Source organism: Niabella beijingensis (assembly GCF_020034665.1).
In the GTDB taxonomy this organism is placed as follows: Bacteria; Bacteroidota; Bacteroidia; order Chitinophagales; family Chitinophagaceae; genus Niabella; species Niabella beijingensis.
The window spans coordinates 2899378-2918823 of the sequence record NZ_JAIQDI010000001.1 but is presented as its reverse complement, the minus strand read 5'-3'; the positions used below and the strand labels follow the sequence as shown (position 1 = coordinate 2918823).

Annotated in this window: 15 protein-coding genes; 7 read left to right on the top strand and 8 right to left on the bottom strand. The window is 48.1% G+C overall.

The features are described from left to right. Positions 1–10: 10 nt before the first annotated feature. From K7B07_RS12200 to K7B07_RS12185, 4 genes are all read right to left on the bottom strand, one after another. On the bottom strand, positions 11–940 hold the full coding sequence (locus K7B07_RS12200) for a hypothetical protein (RefSeq protein WP_223709977.1): 930 nt from the start codon (positions 938–940) through the stop codon (positions 11–13). A gap of 11 nt (positions 941–951) precedes the next feature. Next, complete coding sequence (locus tag K7B07_RS12195; RefSeq protein ID WP_223709975.1) at positions 952–1236, bottom strand: hypothetical protein; 285 nt, start codon at positions 1234–1236, stop codon at positions 952–954. A gap of 202 nt (positions 1237–1438) precedes the next feature. Beyond that, a complete protein-coding gene (gene polA, locus K7B07_RS12190) occupies positions 1439–4285 on the bottom strand; it encodes a DNA polymerase I (protein ID WP_223709973.1) in 2847 nt (948 codons plus the stop codon). Positions 4286–4389: 104 nt separating this feature from the next. Next, the gene (locus K7B07_RS12185) at positions 4390–5064 is read right to left on the bottom strand and encodes a TapB family protein (RefSeq protein WP_223709972.1); all 675 of its coding nucleotides are present in this window, start codon (positions 5062–5064) and stop codon (positions 4390–4392) included. A gap of 175 nt (positions 5065–5239) precedes the next feature. On the opposite strand from K7B07_RS12185, the gene K7B07_RS12180 reads away from it, so the two are divergent. Then, positions 5240–7294, top strand: coding sequence for an OmpA family protein (locus K7B07_RS12180; protein ID WP_223709970.1), 2055 nt, complete (start codon positions 5240–5242; stop codon positions 7292–7294). A gap of 114 nt (positions 7295–7408) precedes the next feature. Here the strand turns inward: K7B07_RS12180 and K7B07_RS12175 are convergent, their stop codons facing one another. From K7B07_RS12175 to K7B07_RS12160, 4 genes are all read right to left on the bottom strand, one after another. Further along, complete coding sequence (locus tag K7B07_RS12175) at positions 7409–7825, bottom strand: hypothetical protein (RefSeq protein WP_223709968.1); 417 nt, start codon at positions 7823–7825, stop codon at positions 7409–7411. A gap of 116 nt (positions 7826–7941) precedes the next feature. Further along, a complete protein-coding gene (locus tag K7B07_RS12170) occupies positions 7942–8334 on the bottom strand; it encodes a DoxX family protein (RefSeq protein ID WP_223709967.1) in 393 nt (130 codons plus the stop codon). 46 nt (positions 8335–8380) lie between these two features. Continuing rightward, positions 8381–10417 (bottom strand): excinuclease ABC subunit UvrB, encoded by a 2037-nt coding sequence (gene uvrB, locus K7B07_RS12165; RefSeq protein WP_262903504.1) that lies wholly within the window; start codon positions 10415–10417, stop codon positions 8381–8383. A gap of 145 nt (positions 10418–10562) precedes the next feature. After that, positions 10563–11024 carry a methylglyoxal synthase gene (locus K7B07_RS12160; RefSeq protein ID WP_223709965.1) on the bottom strand — a complete coding sequence of 154 codons (462 nt, stop codon included), beginning with the start codon at positions 11022–11024 and terminating at the stop codon, positions 10563–10565. Between the two features lie 382 nt (positions 11025–11406). Here K7B07_RS12160 and K7B07_RS12155 point away from each other — a divergent pair, with 382 nt between their 5' ends. The 6 genes from K7B07_RS12155 to gatB all read left to right on the top strand — a co-directional run bounded on the left by K7B07_RS12155 (position 11407) and on the right by gatB (position 19417). Beyond that, positions 11407–12306, top strand: coding sequence for a hypothetical protein (locus K7B07_RS12155; RefSeq protein ID WP_223709963.1), 900 nt, complete (start codon positions 11407–11409; stop codon positions 12304–12306). A gap of 137 nt (positions 12307–12443) precedes the next feature. Beyond that, a complete protein-coding gene (alaS, locus tag K7B07_RS12150) occupies positions 12444–15080 on the top strand; it encodes an alanine--tRNA ligase (protein WP_223709961.1) in 2637 nt (878 codons plus the stop codon). 31 nt (positions 15081–15111) lie between these two features. Then, positions 15112–15765, top strand: a complete 654-nt coding sequence (locus tag K7B07_RS12145) for a hypothetical protein (RefSeq protein ID WP_223709960.1) — start codon at positions 15112–15114, stop codon at positions 15763–15765. Positions 15766–15795: 30 nt separating this feature from the next. Further along, positions 15796–16668: an ion transporter gene (locus tag K7B07_RS12140; protein ID WP_223709958.1), complete on the top strand. Its 873-nt coding sequence runs from the start codon at positions 15796–15798 to the stop codon at positions 16666–16668. 115 nt (positions 16669–16783) lie between these two features. Continuing rightward, positions 16784–17785, top strand: a complete 1002-nt coding sequence (locus K7B07_RS12135; protein ID WP_223709956.1) for a PDZ domain-containing protein — start codon at positions 16784–16786, stop codon at positions 17783–17785. Positions 17786–17932: 147 nt separating this feature from the next. Then, the gene (gene gatB / locus K7B07_RS12130) at positions 17933–19417 is read left to right on the top strand and encodes an Asp-tRNA(Asn)/Glu-tRNA(Gln) amidotransferase subunit GatB (RefSeq protein WP_223709955.1); all 1485 of its coding nucleotides are present in this window, start codon (positions 17933–17935) and stop codon (positions 19415–19417) included. The last annotated feature ends 29 nt before the right edge of the window (positions 19418–19446 follow it).

Genomic DNA, 19446 nt, shown 5'->3' with positions numbered 1-19446 from the left:
CTTTTTATTGTTAAGGCGCGGTAATATTTGGCCCTTGGTTTTCATATGGAAGTGATCCTCCGCCGGGAAAAAGAAACTGATTATCCACACCGTTGATCTTTGTTTCGTCGAACTTGTAGAAGTTAAAAGCATTCATATCAACAATCCAGCGAATGGAACTTGAATTATACTCTTTTTCAAATAAATATACCTTTCCGTCTGTATCTCTCACAAGTGCAGCGCCCTCTCCTAAGGAGATCATTCCCCAATCATTACGAGCAATTCTCTTTACTCCAATATCAGCACCAATCGGAGAAAAGGTGGAATTCGAATTTGTATGATACATGGCGACATCTGCAGTGGATTTTTTAAATAATACATAATCTGTCAGATTTGTCGCATTAGCTAAGGACACAATTCTTCTATAAGTACCTCCTAGACCAACAAAAACCTCGCCTGTTGCATCATTTTTTATGAAGGCTCCTTCCGTAAAAGTAGCTGGTGGGGGTAAGACACCTAAAGTAGTTGTATAGATAATTGGAGAGTATGTTGCCTGAGACTGTATTCCTCCAGTATGATCACATTTGTAGAAATATTTTAATTTAATTTGACCTCCTGCTTTTCCTGCAGGTATTGTTACATCATAGCTATTTGTCAATCTTCCGCCCCATCTTTGAAAATCTGCATCACTAAACGTAAACACTGTGCCTAACGTCTCTTCAATTCCATTAGCAAAATAGACAACTTGTGCTGACACAGAAGCGTATTCTATTGTTCCATTTGTTCTCAATGGCGTTGAAAATCCAACTACCACTCTAATATTTGTAGAATTAGAATTCGAAACATTAATTGTATTATTGTTAGAAGGGGAGATAAGAAAACTAGTTGATGTTGGTGTAGCTAAAGACACTAACGAGTTCATCAGTGAAAATATAATTATTAAAACAAGTATCTTTTTCATAGTTATTTAATTTATTGTTTTTCATAAACTATTTTGTACGCATTGGCAAGCGAATATTCCTTCTCAATAATTGCAATTTTACTTCTAAAAACAGTATTAGGAACATAGAATTCTTGAGCACGTTGATCAATCTTAATTGACCCAACTGGAACATTCAATGTAACAGATAAATATTTAAGCACGTTTTGATTATCATAAGCGATAATCTCAATAGGCGCTTCTTTTTTCTGACACCCTGAAAGGAAAACTGTAACGCATACTAAGATGAGCATGCCGATAAGCAAAAGTTTTTTCATAAAATGTTTTTTATTAGATTAAGTATAAACAAGAATGCTAATATAATATATTAAGAGTAAAAACATCTATCTTTTAAATATTTTTTTTTTAGATATGACATTTTCATATTCTTTGATGCGCTTTTCAACTTCAGACTATACTAAGAAAAAGTATCCCAGTCTCGAATTTTGGTTTTCTATATCTGTATTCCATGTAGCTATCTCAATGTGCTTCCAGCCAGTTGCTGCCTTCACCGCATTCCGCGATCACCGGCACTTCAAAAGGCAGCGGTAATGCCGCCTGCATGTTCTCTATGATCAATGGCTTGAGCTCGTTCACTTCCTCTTTTCGTGCATCGAAGATCAATTCATCGTGTACCTGAAGGATCATCCGGCTTTTCATGCCCGTCTTTTTCATAGCATTGTGTACTTTCTGCATAGCCAGTTTGATCATATCCGCCGCGGTACCCTGGATGGGTGAATTGATCGCGTTGCGCTCTGCAAAACCGCGGACCGTAAAATTTCCGGAGTTGATATCCTTCAGCCAGCGCTTGCGTCCCATCAGGGTTTGCACATACCCGTGTTCCCGGGCAAAATTGATCATGTCATCCATATACCGCTGGATGCCGGAAAATTCCTTTTTATAGCTGTCGATGATGCCTTTGGCCTCCGTGCGGGAGATCCCCAGGTTATCGGCCAGTCCGAATGCGCCCTGCCCATAGATGATCCCGAAGTTGACGCTTTTTGATTTATAACGCATTTCCCGGGTCACGGCATCCATCTCCACATTAAACACTTTGGAAGCTGTTGCCGTGTGAATGTCGGTGCCCTGTTTGAAGGCATTCACCATATTGGGATCGCCGCTCATGGCCGCAACAATGCGCAGCTCGATCTGGGAATAATCCGCAGACAATAAGATATGGTTATCGTCCCGGGGGATAAAGGCCTTGCGGATCTCTTTTCCACGCTCCGTTCTTACAGGGATATTCTGAAGGTTGGGATTATTGCTCGCCAGCCGGCCGGTAACCGCTACTGCCTGTCCGTAAGTGGTATGTACCCTTCCGGTTTTCAGATTGATCAGCTGGGGCAGCGCGTCCACATAGGTGGAGCGGAGTTTTGTCAGCTCCCGGAAGGCAATGATCTCATCAGCGATCGCATGCCCTTTGGCGGCCAGCTTTAACAACACGTCTTCTCCCGTCTGGTACTGACCGGTCTTTGTTTTCCGGGCGCTGCTGTCCAGCTTCAGCCGTTCAAACAGTATTTCTCCCAGTTGTTTTGGAGAGGCCAGGTTGAATTTAACGCCTGCGATCTCAAATACTTTTTTCTCTGCTGCTGCGGCATCCTTCTCCAGCTCTTTTGAATAGTTCTTCAGGAATTCTTCGTCAATACGCACGCCTTCAAATTCCATATCGGTGAGCACCCGTACCAGCGGGTTCTCCACTTCATCAAAAACTTTCTGAACCTGGCGCTTCTCCAGCATGGGCTGAAATACTTCTTTTAACTGCAGGGTAATATCTGCATCCTCCGCGGCATAGTCCTTTATCTTTTCTATTTCCACATCACGCATCGTTCCCTGGGTCTTTCCCTTTTTGCCGATCAGCTCTTCGATATGGATGGGCTCATATCCCAGGTATTTTGCGCTGAGCTGATCCATACTGCGTTTGCCATCCGGCTCTATTACATAGTGTGCCAGCATGGTATCAAAGATGGTCCCTTTGGGTTCCACGCCGTACCATTTTAATACCAGCAGGTCATATTTCAGGTTCTGTCCGATCCATATTTTTGTTTCATCCTCAAACAACGGCGCCAGCAATGCCAGTATCTTTTTTGTCGCCTCCTGGTCTGAAGGGCAGGGAATATAATACCCCTCGCCGGCTTTGACGGAAAAGCTCAGCCCCACCAGTTCTGCAAGATTGGCATCGATATTCGTGGTCTCAGAATCAAAGCACACTTCGGTCACGGGCCGGAGGAGTTCCACCAGTTCCTTTATTCCCTTTTCACCGGTAACAGCCTTATAATCGGGATGGAGATCTTTTATCGTTTTGAGCGTTGTAAAAGAACTACCTCCTTCTTCTTCCGGTTCGGCAATAAGTGGTTCCGCCTCGGCCCCGCCGATGACATTACCAAACAGATCGATCTGCACCCCCTTCGCCGCCGGGGTTTTGGAGGCTGCCGAAGACACCGACGCTCCCGCAGTTTCTTCACCCAGCAACCGTTTGGCGAGGGTCCGGAACTCCAGTTCTCCAAAGACCTCTTTCAGCTCTTCCTTATTCCAGTCCTTTAACTGGAAGTCCTCTTCATGAAATTCAACAGGTACATTGGTAATGATGGTCGCCAGTTTTTTTGAAAGAATGGCCATCTCTTTTCCTTCCTGTACTTTTTTACCCAGTGCTCCTTTTATATTTTCGGCATTGGCAACCACGTTCTCCAGGGTTTCATATTCTGCGAGCAGTTTTGCTGCTGTCTTTTCGCCCACACCGACGATCCCGGGGATATTATCCACGGCATCCCCCATCAGTCCCAGTACATCAATCACCTGAGATACATTCTTTATATTCCATTTGGCACAAACCTGTTCCGGCCCCATGATCTCCACATCGCCGCCCTGGTAGCCGGGTTTGTATATTTTTATTTTATCCGAAACCAGCTGGCCATAGTCCTTGTCGGAGGTGACCATGTACACATCATAACCGGCTTCAGCCGCTTTTTTACTCAGTGTGCCGATGATATCATCTGCCTCATATCCCGGAGCCTCAATGACAGGAACATTAAACCCTTTGATGATGCGCTTGATATCCGGAACAGCGATCAGGATATCCTCCGGTGTTTCCTGCCGGTTGGCCTTGTAATCTGCAAAATCGGTGTGCCGTTCGGTCAGCTCATGCGTATCAAAACAAACGGCCATATGGGTGGGTTGCTGTTTGGTGATCAGCTCTACAATCGTATTGGTAAACCCGAACTGGGCATTGGTATTTTTGTTCTTACTGGTAATTCTGGGACTGCGGATCAGCGCATAATACGCACGAAAGACAAGCGCATAGGCATCTAACAAAAACAACTTTTTCTCCATACCGCTAAGGTAGGGATTTCGGGTTTCAGATCGGCTATTTGACGTTATTTCCTCCGGCTTTCGCCGGAAAGAACTCCTGCCGGCAGTCGCAGGTATCCTGCTGTTTATTCGATAGAAAGCAGCTCCGTCCTTCCAAACCTGGACGCTGATTTTACAAATCCGAATTCGGGGACAAACCATTCGGTCATCTGCATTTTTATGGGGACCGAAAATCCCATGTTCATCACCATATTAGAGGTGTAGCTGATCTTATAGGCCTCCCATGTGCCGGCAGGTGTGGTTACTTTTTCCCGTGCCAGTACTTTACGGTTTATGATGTCCACTTTCATGGATACGGGTACCCCGCCGGAAAGTTCCATATCGATCTCAAAATTTCCGTCCGGCAGTTCCTGCCCCTCCGAAAGCCCGGAAGGGTACTCCAGAAAAAATCCCTTTCCTTTTGCCCTGGTTTCCCGCATCTGGCTGCTCTGCTGGGGCGACAGCATCATTTTCATATCCACCAGCAGCATTCCTTCCCGGCACTCCGCTTCTGAAACGGCATTGCCTCCGGGTTTGTTCTTTTTATCATAGAATGCAGCGCTGATGGTGGCAACCGTCGCTCCGTCTTTTTGCGAAACACCTGTTGTTTTGTACACTACTTTCCCATCCTGGCTGCCGTTTTTGCCAAAGATGCCCAGGGTAATGGTTTTATTATTCTGAAAAAAATAGTACTTACATTGTGCACGGCTGTTATTACAGATCAATAATAACAGGAGCAGTATTGCTGGTTTTGCCTTCATCCTTTACAATTTTTATCTGACCCTGTAAAATTATCCGTTTCCCCGGGGCCGGTCAATCGCCGAAATAGGGGGTTCCGGCTACGGTGCTTTTGAAACAGGTTTTTATACATGCGGCATTTCGGCTATATTTACCGCAAATCTGACCTCAATCTATCATCAACGTATTTAAACTACCATGAAAAAGAGAACATTACTGCTTTTCCTCATCTGCTTTTTAACTGCTGTTCCATCCGTATTTGCCCAGAACGATACGATCACCAGCACGGCCAGCACCGATGACCCGGGTTATCCTTTGTATCAAACGGGTTTTTATGCGGGCATCCGCGGGGGATACCTTTTAAAAAACAAATCCCTTTACGACAATCCGCTCTACCACCTGGGAAGCGGTCTGTTTGCCGAAGTGAATGGTGGCTGGAGAAAAAATGCCTTCGGATGGGAGCTGGCGGTGGGTATGCTCAACATTAAAAGGGACCATCCACAGATCCGCAGCTACTCCGCAGCCGCAGAGGATGTACTGAGAAGCATGGGCAGCTCCGGTCAGTTTCAGAATGCATTGGATTCGGGTCAGGCCCGCGGCCAGTATTTCAATTTTCCGGAAAACACACAGCAGGTAACCGCTGTTAAAGATTTTAAAGGCTACTACGCACTCACCGGACCGCGGCTCTGGTTTGGCCGGCAAAAGCTGCAAGGCTCCGTTTATGCGCAGGGCGGGGTTGCAATGAGCCGCTTTGGTTATTATTACCTTAAAGGGAACGGGGCCTCACCCGACAGTTATACCTACAGTATCAATAACACGCTGGTATCCACAGCCCCTGCAGCAAGGGCTGCTGCTGCGGCCGGGAGCCCTACAACAGGTACAGCCACGGTTAATGTGGAAGGCAATTATGAAAAATACGGCATGAGCAGCGCCTTTTTTGATGCCTATAAAGCCAGCGGGGCCGCCAGTCCTGTGGATATCAAAGAAAAGAACAAGATGCAGTTCCTTGCCCGGGGCGGAGCCAGCCTGGAGTTCTTCTTTTCACCAAAAGCCTCGCTATCGCTGGGTGTTGATTACTGGTACATCCCTTCGCCTGAAATGAAGGGCCAGAGCGCATCGGATGGCACCGCCAGCGGGGTGATCAGAACCATCCCGTTAAAAGACGATCCCACGGTACAGCGGGATCAGCCCTATAGTGATAAATATGCATTTACCAACCCCTATACGGAAAAAAAGAATCTTGGATTCTTAAGTGCCAGTCTCGGATTGAAAATATGGTTTGGCAAAAAGCGGCCGGCACCGGTACCCGAAATTCCGGAAGCCCCGGTGGTGGTGGCGCCGGCGGAGAAGAACCTTGCGGTAAAAGTGATCGACAAACCAACAGGCAAACCACTGGATGGGGTAAATATTAAAATTGAAAAAGAGGGCGATGAATCCATTATCGAGACCATGACGATGGAGGACGGCAGCATTCCCCTGCAAAAAGCGCTGCCTGCGGGTAACTATCAGATCACGGGGATCAAGAACGGGATCAAAACAACCGATGCGAGTGTAGCCATTGCCGAATTTTCGGCACCGGCCGTCACTATCTACCGGGAACTGATCCACAATGATATCCGGTTCACCCTCGCAGGGAAAACCATCAATAAGGCGGATATGACGCCGCTGCCTTTTATCCAGACCTCGCTTACCAATGTCAGCAAAGGAAGCGCCGAACAGCAGACCTCCGACTCCATCGGCCGGTTCAACTACCAGCTGGACCAGAATACCGACTATAATGTGATCGCCCAGAACAAAGGTTATTTCTCCAACCGGGAAAAGGTGACCACCAAGGGATTGAACCGGAGTGAGGTGATCTACGTGAACCTGGCACTGGAAGTAATGGAATTGAAAAAAGATGCCTCGATCGTCCTGAAAGATATTTATTATGACTACAACAAGTCGGATATCCGCCCGGATGCCGCAATGGTACTGGATAACCTGGTGCAGGCATTACAGGAAAATCCCACGATTAAAATAGAACTGTCATCGCATACGGACAGCCGTGGTGGTGATGCCTTCAACATGACCCTTTCCCGTAAACGTGCAGAATCGGCGGTGCGGTACCTTGTCGGCAAAGGCATTTCAGCAGACCGGTTAAAAGCCCGGGGCTATGGTGAAACACACCTGCTGAACGATTGCGGCAATGATACTCCCTGCAGTGAAGAGCAGCATCAGCTCAACCGCCGGACGGAGATCAAAGTGATTGAGTAAGGGAAGGAGTAAGAAGTGAAAAGACAGGGGTATCAGTTATCTGGTGCCCCTTTTTTTTGATTGCCGGGGCGAAGCATCTTGCGGCAGTTCAGACCATCAACCATCCGGCTGATCTTATTCCTTTTTTTCGCCATCCGGCAACCATCCGCCGATCGTGGCTTTGAATGGTGCTAACAGGTCCCAGAACCAGCGGTTGGTATCATGCTCTTTCTCTCCGCAATCGATCACCGCGCAATATTTCTGAACAGGATACAGGAGCTTCCGGACCAGTTTCAGATCCGTCAGCCGGGCAATATAGCCTGCAAACTGCTCTATATATATATGCCCCCAGATCTCTACAACAAAAGAGTCAGGAGCGATCTCCAGTTTGCGGTGGTATTGTGCTTCATACGCCCGTAATATTTCTTCTGCCAGCAGTTCCGTATGCCGTTCCGGATCCCGGCGCAGTAGTTGCCACAATGCCTCATCATTGTGAATGTGCACAGCATGTAATTCTATGTCAACCGTTACTCCGGATAAGATGATCTGCATAAAAGAAGAAATACTTTTTACCAACTAATAAAATGTATGAGGCAGGAACCCGGCCAACAGGGAGCAGCATCTTATAATACCGCTCCGGATTTAACAGTGAATTCTTTATCTGGTATTCAGGATTTTTGTTTTCTGAAAGCGCCGATCCCCCCGGGAAACAGGATCGCCAGCAATACGAAGATCAGCAGAAAATTAAACTCCATGCCGTTCCTGCCGCCGCCTACAACAAACCATCCTTCTTTGTAATGCACCATGATAATACCCATGACCAGGATAAGAATGGTAATACTACAGGCTATCGTCACCCATTTATTCATAAGAAGACAAACAGCGGCTCCGATATGCGATAATTTGATGACCCAGGCAAGCGGCACGCCCAGGGGTGCAAAACCACTTTCGTTCAGATAAAGTCCAAACCCATTGACCCCGCCGTCGAACATGCCGGGTACGCTGTGCACCAGTAAAATAACGGAGACCGCAAAACGCAGCAGGAAAGTACTGTTCAGCATGATGTATTGTTTTTAACGCTTTAGTGAAGCAGATCAGGCCCCTTTATCACTTCATCTCCTCCAGCTCCTTTTTTAAACGGAACATTTCATCCCGCAAACGCGCGGCTTCCATAAAGTCGAGGTCTTTTGCCGCCTTTTCCATTTCTTTTTTGGTCCGGGTAATGGCCTTCTCCACCTGGGGAATGGTCTTGTACTCAGCTGCATCTTCTGCGGCTACCGTTACCAGCTCCTCATCAAAGCCAATGGCGTATTTATCTTTTTCATCAAAGCCTTTGATGTCGAGCACCGATGTCTGTTTGAACACCTGTTCCTTGGATTTTTTCACCGTGCGCGGAGTAATGTCGTGTTCTATATTATAGGCGATCTGTTTCTCCCTCCTGCGGAGGGTCTCATCGATCGTCCGCTGCATGCTGCCGGTCATTACATCCGCATAAAAGATCACTTTTCCGTCGACATTACGTGCAGCACGGCCCGCCGTCTGTGTCAGCGATTTTTCATTGCGCAGGAACCCCTCCTTATCGGCGTCCAGTATGGCCACCAGGCTTACCTCCGGAAGGTCCAGGCCTTCCCGCAGCAGGTTCACCCCTACCAGTACATCAATTTCACCCAGGCGCAGCTGGCGCAGGATCTCCACCCGGTCCAGCGTATCCACCTCGCTGTGAATGTATTTGGATTTGATATTGATGCGGTGCAGGTATTTGTCCATTTCCTCCGCCATGCGCTTGGTCAGGGTGGTCACTAAAACGCGGTCGCCTTTTTTCACTGTTTTATCAATCTCATCCAGCAGGTCGTCGATCTGATTGACACTGGGCCGCACTTCGATGGGAGGATCCAGCAATCCCGTCGGGCGTACCACCTGTTCCACGATGACCCCTCCTGTTTTTTCCAGTTCATATTTATCCGGGGTAGCCGAAACAAAGATCATCTGGTTCTGCAGGTTCTCAAATTCATGAAAATTCAGGGGGCGGTTGTCCATTGCGGAAGGCAGCCGGAATCCATAGTCTACCAGGATCAGTTTCCGGCTGCGGTCGCCACCATACATACCGCTGATCTGTGGCATGGTCTGGTGGCTTTCGTCAATAATGGTAATATAATCCTTCGGAAAATAATCCAGCAGGCAGAACGGGCGTGTACCGGGGTTACGCCGGTCGAAGAACCGCGAATAGTTCTCCACACCATTACAATACCCCAGCTCCCGGATCATTTCCACATCGTATTCCACCCGTTCTTTCAAACGCTGCGCTTCGATCACTTTATTCTGCGCTTTAAAATATTCCACCTGGGCATTCATCTCATCCTGTATCTCAAACAGCACCTGGTTGATCATATCCTTGGGTGCAACATACAGGTTCGCCGGGAAGATGGCGGCATTGTCCATTTTGCTGATCCGTTTCCCGGTCACCACATCAATGCTTTCGATCTGCTCGATCTGATCACCAAAAAAAGTCACGCGGTAGCCAAAGTCAAGGTAAGGCAGGTTGATGTCCACCGTATCGCCCTTTACGCGGAAGCTTCCTCTTGTAAACTCCAGCGTGGTGCGGGAGTAGAGCGAGTTCACCAGGGCATGCAGGAACCCCTGGCGGGAGATCGTCTGTCCCTTATCGATCCGGATGATCCCGTTTTCATAGTCGGTAGGGTTTCCCATACCATAGATACAGCTCACCGAAGCCACCACGATGATGTCCCTCCGGCCGCTCAGCAGACTGGTCGTGGCCCGCAGGCGCAGTTTATCCAGCTCTTCGTTGATCGCCAGATCCTTTTCGATATAGGTGTCGCTCACCGGCATATAGGCTTCCGGCTGGTAGTAATCATAATAAGATACAAAATATTCCACCGCGTTATCCGGAAAGAACTGGCGGAACTCGCCGTACAACTGGGCCACCAGGGTCTTATTATGCGTAATGATGAGTGTTGGCCGCTGCACGTTCTGTATCACATTGGCCATGGTATAGGTCTTACCGCTGCCGGTAACACCCAGCAGGGTCTGGTATTTCTCTCCTTCCAGCACGCCTTCCGTCAGCTGGCGGATGGCTTCCGGCTGATCACCGGCGGGAGGAAAGGGCGTATGTAAGTTGAACGGCATGTGAATTTATGATTTGAGGTCTTTATCCAATGTTTTACGTGCACAAGTTAAAAAATAACTCTTTTTAAAATGCTCCCTGTAAAACCATTTCTTATAACATATAAAAAAATACAATGTTGGATAAGATACCGGGCTCCTGTACCAGCTACAAATTGACTTCCGGCAATTTCCGTTTCAAATAGGTCGAATAGTCCGTTTGCAGCGCTTTGTACTCCGTGGTCATAAATGATGCTGCAAACATAAAATCGGCAGTGGCTGCGTTGCAGGCCACCGGAAGGTTATAGGTGGCCGATAGCCGCAGCAGGGCCTTTACATCCGGGTCATGGGGCTGTGCTTCCATCGGATCCCAGAAAAAGATCAGTATGTCCAGCTTTGCTTCCGCGATCATGGCACCGATCTGCTGATCGCCACCCAGCGGCCCGCTCAACAGTTTCGTAATCGGCAATCCCAGGGCCTGCTCCAAAATGGTCCCCGTTGTTCCGGTTGCAAACAGCGAGTGCTGTATCAGTTTTTTTTTATTGGCAACCGCCCATTCCAGCAATTCATCTTTCTTATGGTCATGTGCTACCAGCGCGATGCGTTTCTTTGCTCCGAGAGTCCGTTCCATGTATCCTTTTTGTCTTTAAAGATAAGGCAATAACCATTTCGGCTTCAAAGATCAGTTGCCGGGTGGTACGCCTGGGCAAACGCATTTAAATTGTAGCAAGAGGCATCGCCTCGATCTGGTCTATAAAACGGTGTTTTAGCACAGTTTTACAGGACTTTCGCTTAATAGAGTGGCATCGGCACGACCCATTATGTACCGAGCCAACAGCTCTCTGTATTCACTCGATCTTTTTAAGCAGCTAAAACCCATTTTTAAAATTTTTTTGAGGCGCGGCCCTTCTTTTATCTGTTTATCAATTTAGATGCGTTTGCCCGGGGTGACATACAGTAATCCGGCCGAATATGATCGAAAAACCATAATTTTAATTGTTAAAATCAAAACGATGAACCGACCTGTTTACCCGATTGTGGCGCTTGCTGTTATTTTTTTTCTTGCTTCCTGCAGCTCCACCAATCCGCGTTATATCAATAGTCCTGCGGTACACAATGCTTCTTTTTTCCGGCAGAAGGGCGATCTGAAGCTGAGTGGTGCCTTTGCGGCCAATCCGGATAACCTCTTCAGCAGTCTGGACCTCGACAGCAACGACAACAGCTCTTCCCGCAGCCTGGGATTTGATATACAGGCGGCTTATGCCATTACCGATCATTTTCTGATCCAGGCTTCCGGTTTGCGCCGGTTCGAGAAAGACCTTTTTGATAATGATGATCTTATGGATGTGAACAGCGACAGCAAGATCACCTATACCCGTTCGATGATCGATATAGGCGCCGGTTTTTATACTGCCATGGGCGGTTCTGGAAAGGTTTATTTTAACGGGGTACTGGGTGCGGGTTTCGGCTCTTCCAAATCTACTGACACGGGGATACCCACCGAGCGCCGGCGTCATATTGATTTCGATTTCATCAAATACCGGCTCACACCTTCCTTTAATTTCTTTTTTACAGAGAATGCCCGTTTGTCTGTTGCCCCGCAGTTCTCGATCCTTACCGCCAACAGTTTCCGGACCAACTATTCTGAAGAGGAGCAGTCGCGTCTGGGATACAACAGCATAAAAAACAGGGGACGGCTGTTTTTTGAGCCCAGCATGCTCTTTCAGGCAGGTTTCCCCAAACTTCCCTGGATGAAATTTGATGTAGGGGCGCATTTTGCTACCAACCCGCTGGCCGCCAGCTCCAATGATGATAATCCTCCTACGGTATATGAAAACCGTGAGGTCCGCTCCAGGAGATTCTTACTGTCGTTGGGATTATCATTTTATCCTTTCGAAGGAAGAAGCAATTGAGGAAAGCCCACAGAGATACGACAACGCGGAGCATTCTGAGATCCTGTGTCTCAGCAGCATCCGCTGTTATTGCACCGCAGCAAATCAGCTGAATCAACTAAATTTGCAGCCCACCGCCTTAATTACGGTGATTTTATATGATGACCAGTACTGAGATCCGACAGGCTTTTTTAGACTTTTTCAAAAGTAAGGGACATGAGATCGTGCCCTCTGCTCCCATCGTGGTAAAGAATGATCCTACACTGATGTTTACCAACGCAGGTATGAACCAGTTCAAGGATTATTTCCTCGGTAACAAACAAAGCCCGTTTCCGCGGGTGGCCGATACCCAAAAATGCCTGCGGGTAAGCGGCAAGCATAACGACCTGGAAGAAGTAGGGGTGGATACCTATCACCATACCATGTTTGAAATGCTGGGCAACTGGAGCTTTGGAGATTATTTTAAGGCGGAAGCCATCGCCTGGAGCTGGGAATTACTGACAGAAGTATTAAAAATTGACAAGGACCGCCTCTATGTTTCTGTTTTCGAAGGAGACGAAAAAGAAGGGCTGCCCTATGACGAAGAGGCCGCCACCGAATGGAAGAAATGGATCAGCGAAGACCGCATCATCAGGGGAAATAAAAAAGATAATTTCTGGGAAATGGGGGATACCGGCCCTTGCGGTCCCTGCTCCGAGATCCATGTCGATTGCCGTCCGGATGCCGAACGGCAGGAGGTGGACGGAAAGACCCTGGTGAATGCAGATCACCCGCAGGTGATCGAGATCTGGAACAATGTATTCATGCAGTTCAACCGGCTGAAGGATGGCAGCCTGCAACCCCTGCCCGCCAAACATGTGGATACCGGCCTGGGCTTTGAGCGCCTGGTGCGGGTGCTGCAACAAAAAACATCCAATTATGATACCGATGTTTTTTCCGGGACCATCAGCACGGTGGAAAATATCGTGGGTAAAAAATATGATTTCAGCGACAGTAAACAGGCGGTCGCCTTCCGTGTTCTGTCCGATCATATCCGGGCCATTGCCTTTACCATTGCCGATGGCCAGCTGCCGTCCAACACCGGTGCAGGCTATGTGATCCGCCGCATCCTGCGCCGCGCCGTACGTTATTATTATTCTTACCTGGATTATAAACAGCCGCTGCTGAACCAGCTGGTGCCGGTTATCGCCGGCCAGTTTGAGCAGGTGTTCCCTGAATTAAAACAGCAGGAAGCATTTGTTGCAAAAGTGATCAAAGAGGAAGAAGAATCCTTTTTACGGACCCTTGAAAAAGGACTAAAACGGATGGATGAATTGATCGGTGCGGATGGCACGGCACATCTTGCCCCGGCAGGAACCACCATTTCCGGTAAAGATGCTTTTGAGCTGTATGATACCTACGGATTTCCCATTGATCTCACACGGCTGATCGCATCAGAAAACAACATTACGATCGACGAAGCCGGTTTTGAAGCGGAGATGCAGCAGCAAAAAGCGCGCAGCCGCTCCGCAACTGCTGTGGATACGGAAGACTGGCAGCAGGTGCACGAAGAAGTACCCGTGACATTTGTGGGCTATAATGACCTCAACGTACCAACAAGGATTACCAAATACCGCAAGGTAAAAGCAAAAGGAAAAGAACAATACCAGCTGGTGCTGCAAACCACCCCCTTCTACGCCGAAAGCGGCGGCCAGGTAGGCGATACCGGTGTATTGCAGTTTGAGGGAGAGACGATCCAGGTGACCGACACCAAAAAGGAAAATGACCTCATCATCCAGTTCGTTGATAAACTGCCGGCAGCGATCGATGCCGAAGCCGGTGCGGTGGTGGATTTTGTAAAACGCCTGAACACCACCTACAATCATACCGCCACGCATTTGCTGCATGCCGCTTTACGCCAGGTACTGGGAACCCATGTGGCACAAAAAGGTTCACTGGTTTCCCCGGACATCCTGCGCTTTGATGTTTTCCATTTTTCCAAGATCACAGATGAGGAAATCCGCCAGGTGGAGCGTATCGTTAACGAAAAAATCCGTGAGAACATTCCCGTTGTTATTAAGGAAATGCCCAAAGAAGAGGCCCTGAAACTGGGTGCCATGGCGCTTTTTGGCGAAAAATACGGCAACACCGTGCGCGTGGTGACCATTGACCCTTCCTTTTCGGTAGAACTTTGCGGGGGCACCCATGTGCAACAAACCGGTATGATCGGTATGTTTGTGATCACCTCCGAAGCCGCGGTGGCTGCAGGCGTAAGAAGAATAGAAGCCCTCACCGGTCCGGCAGCCTTCCGCTTCCTCAGCGAAAAGGTAGCTGAATACAAACATGTGGGCGAGCTTTTAAAAAGCGCCAACCCGTTAAAAGCAATTGAAAAATTAATCACCGATAAAGCCGCCCTGGAAAAGAAAGTGGAGCGGCTGGAAGCAAAAGAGCTCGTGGGCATCCGTAATCAACTCCTTCAAAAGGATGAGATCATCAACCAGGTGACTTTTGTGGGCGATATTGTGGAGGTAAGCACCCCCGACGCGTTGAAAAAACTTTGCGGAGACCTGAAAACGCATCTGCGTGATGCAGTGATCGTGCTTTGTGCCAATATCGGTGGCAAAGCTGCAGTAGCTGTTGCGATTGCCGACACCGTGGTTGCCGCAAAGGGGCTGGATGCCGGACAGATCATCAAACAACAGGTAGCGCCGCTGATCAAGGGAGGGGGTGGTGGTCAAAAAACCCTCGCCACTGCGGGCGGACAGGAAGCCGGTAACCTAGACAAGGTGATCGATGCTGTTAAAAAACTGCTCTGATATATTATAATCCTTTGAAAAAATACAAATAATGGTTATGAAACCCCGGCTGGAATTAAGTTTTAGCATCCTGTGCTTTCTGATGGTATTGTTTTCCTGTACCCCAAAGCCGGTCGAGCTAAAAGAAGATTTCAGTTTTGTTTCCGATATGAAGCCGTATCCTGAAGGGAAGGCTATGGAAACAGTGCTGGGTTCCATCCTGGACGTGGCCAACCGCGATCAGATCGGAAAGGGAGCCGATTCCGTCCTGGCCTTTCACCAGGAGGATTCCGGAAATAAGCGGCCCGATTTCCAGGACCTGGCATTTATGCCCGTGTTAAATGCAGTACATTTAAAGGAACTGAGCAAGACCGGGTTCGGAAATACCGCTCGCAGTGATTACGAATCCCGGATCGACCAGATCGATTTTACTAAAAACTTTGTGCTGATCACCGCCTTCCCGGAGCCAAAGATTGATCTTCAGAACCCATCGGCATATTCTGTTGTCTTTGATAAACTGATGGATAAAGGCGTTAAGGACAAAGCCCGGAAGTTATTGCTGGACTGTTCCCGGCTGGGAGAAATCGCACCACTGGCGGTTTTGGGCAGCAAATGGAACAATAAGGTCTATATCCTGGACAAAAATGAATGCGGGAAACTGGAAGTGGAACTCTACAATGAGACCTATTCCTTCCCCCTGAAATGATAAAAATCTCCGATTTGTTATATTTGGGATATGTCTTTATTCCGGCTCATCCCAGACAGACCCGATGTAGTACAGGATCAGAATAAACCTGATGAAAAAGGTACTTTCCGGGAATGGCTGTACATCACGATCTTCCAGGCCACCACTACGGCGGGCAAGCTGTTCGATATTGGCCTGTTCGTTCTGATCCTTTCCAATATTGCCTTACTCATGCTGGAAAGCGTGCAGGGCATTTCTGCAACATATGCCGGTCTGTTCAAAATACTTGATATTGTTTTTCTCATTATTTTTTCCATTGAATACCTGCTGCGTCTTTATTGCGTACGTTCTGCCAGGCAGTATGCCTCCAGTTTTTACGGGATCATCGACCTGCTGGCCATCCTGCCCTCCTATATGGAATTCTTCTATCCGCAGTGGCATGTGTTCATGATCGTGCGGAGCTTCCGGTTGCTGCGCATTTTCAGAATTTTCCGTATGGTGCGGTTCCTGGATGAGAGCCGGGTGCTGATGTTCGCCCTGATCAGGGGATTCCGGAAAATTATCGTATTCCTTTTCTTTGTATTGCTGCTGGCTATTTTTATGGGCTCGCTGATGTACATCGTGGAATTCCAGCACAATGACGGGTTTCATTCTATTCCCCAAAGTATTTACTGGGCCATTGTTACCATTACCACCGTGGGTTATGGGGATGTTGCCCCGGTTACTGCGGCCGGTAAGATCATTGCCTCCTTCATCATGATCCTGGGTTATTCCATTATTGCAGTACCTACCGGGATCATGTCGGCTTCGGTTATTTACGAGGAAAAAAGGAACCGGGGTAAGCCCTGTCCGCATTGCCAGGCCACCGGTCATACCGCCGATGCGGTGTACTGTAAAAGCTGCGGTCAAAAATTAAAGGAATGACCCGCCGCATTTTAACATTTCCGAATATTTTCGTATTTCACAAATCACTTAACTTTGAACTACGAAAAAAAACGTATTTCTGAAACCTGATTGAATTTTCTAAAATAATTGACACATGAAGCCGTATTATGTACTCTTTGCACTGCTGATGCCCGCCCTGGGCTTTGCGCAGAACCGTAACCAGAACAAGGAAGCAGAACAAATCATTATCACAAAAAAAGGAGCGACCGATGGCAGGATGAACATCGTAGTGGATGGCGACAATATTACCGTGAACGGCAAGCCGGTAGATACAGACAAGGATGCTGACATCACTGTAAAAAGAAAAAAGATCAAAGACCTGGATGTGTACAATGAGGACGGGCAGTTTGGCCGGGGTCGCTCTTTTAATATTCTGGGAGACAACGGATTACAAAAGTTTCAGGCACCCAACAAGGCTATGCTGGGGGTAGTGACCCAGAAAACGGAGGAGGGTGTCACTGTTGTGAATGTCAGTGAAGAAAGCCCGGCGGATAAGGCCGGACTGAAGGAAGGTGATGTCATTACCACTGTGGATGACAAAAAGATCGGTGCCCCGGATGAGCTTTCCGCAGCGATAAAGGATAAAGACCCGGGTGATAAGGTGTCGATCGCCTACAAAAGGGATAATAAAAGTTATACCACCCAGGCCACCCTTACCAAATGGAAGGCCCCGGAAGGCATGGGTTTTAACCAGGGAGGCGGCAATTTTTATTCCGCACCGAATATTGATTTTGACGATCTGATGCGCCAGCTGCCCAACCAGGGGAACGGGAACCGCAATTTCAGGTTCTATGGTACTCCCGGCCAGGAATTTGGCAGCAGCCCTAAGATCGGTATCCGCATCCAGGACCTTGAAAAAGGCGATGGTGTAAAAGTGCTTGATGTGGATAAAGATTCCGATGCCTCAAAGGCCGGATTGAAAAGCGGGGATATCATCCAGGAGATCAACGGCCAGGCAGTAAACAGTACCGACCAGGCTTCCCGTATGATCCGCGGCAGCAGAAAGGCTTCCCTCGACTTTAAGATCAACCGGAACGGAAAGAGCCAGACCCTTACCCTTACCCAGTCTGCCCGGATAAAAACCGCAGATTTATAATTTTTTTCAACCTTTTTTCTCATAAGGCGTTATACCTATAGCATATCTCAATATGCTGATAGTTTTTAAGTTTTCGTGATTTAGGGTTTAAAGGCCGCCGCGATCCGATCGGGGCGGCTTTTTTAATGCCCTGAAAAACCGATATGCTTGCGTATCTTCGCGGACCTGAACAACTTTATACGGCACATGGAACGGAGTGAAAAATATGAAATTGTGATCGGCCTGGAGGTACATGCCCAGCTGTTGACAGAGAGCAAGCTTTTTTGTGGCGACAGCATCGCATTCGGAGCCGACCCCAATACCCATGTAAGTCCGGTTACACTGGCCCACCCCGGAAGCCTCCCAAAAATGAACCGGAAGGCCATTGAGTTTGCGGTAAAACTGGGGCTGGCCTGCCATTGTGAGATTGAGCAGAAAAATTATTTTGCCCGCAAAAATTATTTTTATCCCGACCTTCCCAAAGGATACCAGATCTCCCAGCATACAACGCCCATTTGCAAAAATGGTCATGTCACCATTAAAACATCCGCCGGCACAAAGGACGTCCGCCTGAACCGGATCCATATGGAAGAGGATGCGGGAAAAAGCATTCATGATGTAGACCCCTATAATACAGCGGTGGATTATAACCGTGCAGGTACGCCCCTGGTAGAGATCGTAACCGAACCGGATCTGCGCAGCAGCGAAGAAGCCTTTGCTTATGTAACCGAATTGCGCAAACTGGTCCGCTACCTGGAGGTTTGCGATGGCAATATGGAGGAAGGCAGTATGCGCTGCGATGCCAATATTTCGGTTCGCCTTAAAGGAGCTGAAAAACTGGGAACCAAGGTAGAGGTAAAAAACCTCAATTCCATCCGGAATGTAAAACGTGCCATTGATTTTGAAGCTGAACGCCTGATCGGTTTACTGGAAGAAGGCGCAACCATCCGCCAGCAGACCCGGAGCTTTGATGCAGGAAACGGCACTACCTTTGCCATACGCGATAAAGAAGATGCCGAAGATTACCGGTACTTCCCGGACCCGGATCTCCCCCCTTTCGATCTGAAAGATGCATTCATCGAGGACATCCGCCGGTCCATCCCGGCCTTACCCGCTGAACGCATTCAACAATATATTACCGCCTATCAGCTGCCGGAATATGATGCCCAGGTGATCACCGAAGAACGGGACACTGCCGATTATTTTGAGGCGATATTACAGCACACAGAAAACTATAAAGCAGCAGCCAACTGGATGCTGGGGCCTGTTAAAACCTGGTTGAATGAAAACAATGAGCCCATCGAGGCATTTCCGTTAAAACCCGCTCAGGTAGCAGATCTGATCCAGTGTGTGAACAATGGTAAAGTGAGCTTTTCCATTGCCTCCACCCGGCTTTTCCAGCTGCTGCTAGCACACCCGGAAGAACAGCCCCTGGCACTCGCGGAAAAGAATAACCTGATCCAGCAATCCGATGCCGCAGACCTGGAACCGGTCATTGATGCGGTACTCGAAAAGCTGGCACCCAAGGTGGCGGAATATAAAAAAGGTAAAAAAGGCCTGCTGGCATTGTTTGTAGGTGAAGTCATGAAGCAAACAAAGGGCAAGGCAGATCCAAAAAAGACCAATGCCATTTTACTGGAAAAACTCAGCTGACAGGCGGTTTTTCAAAAACAATTATGAAT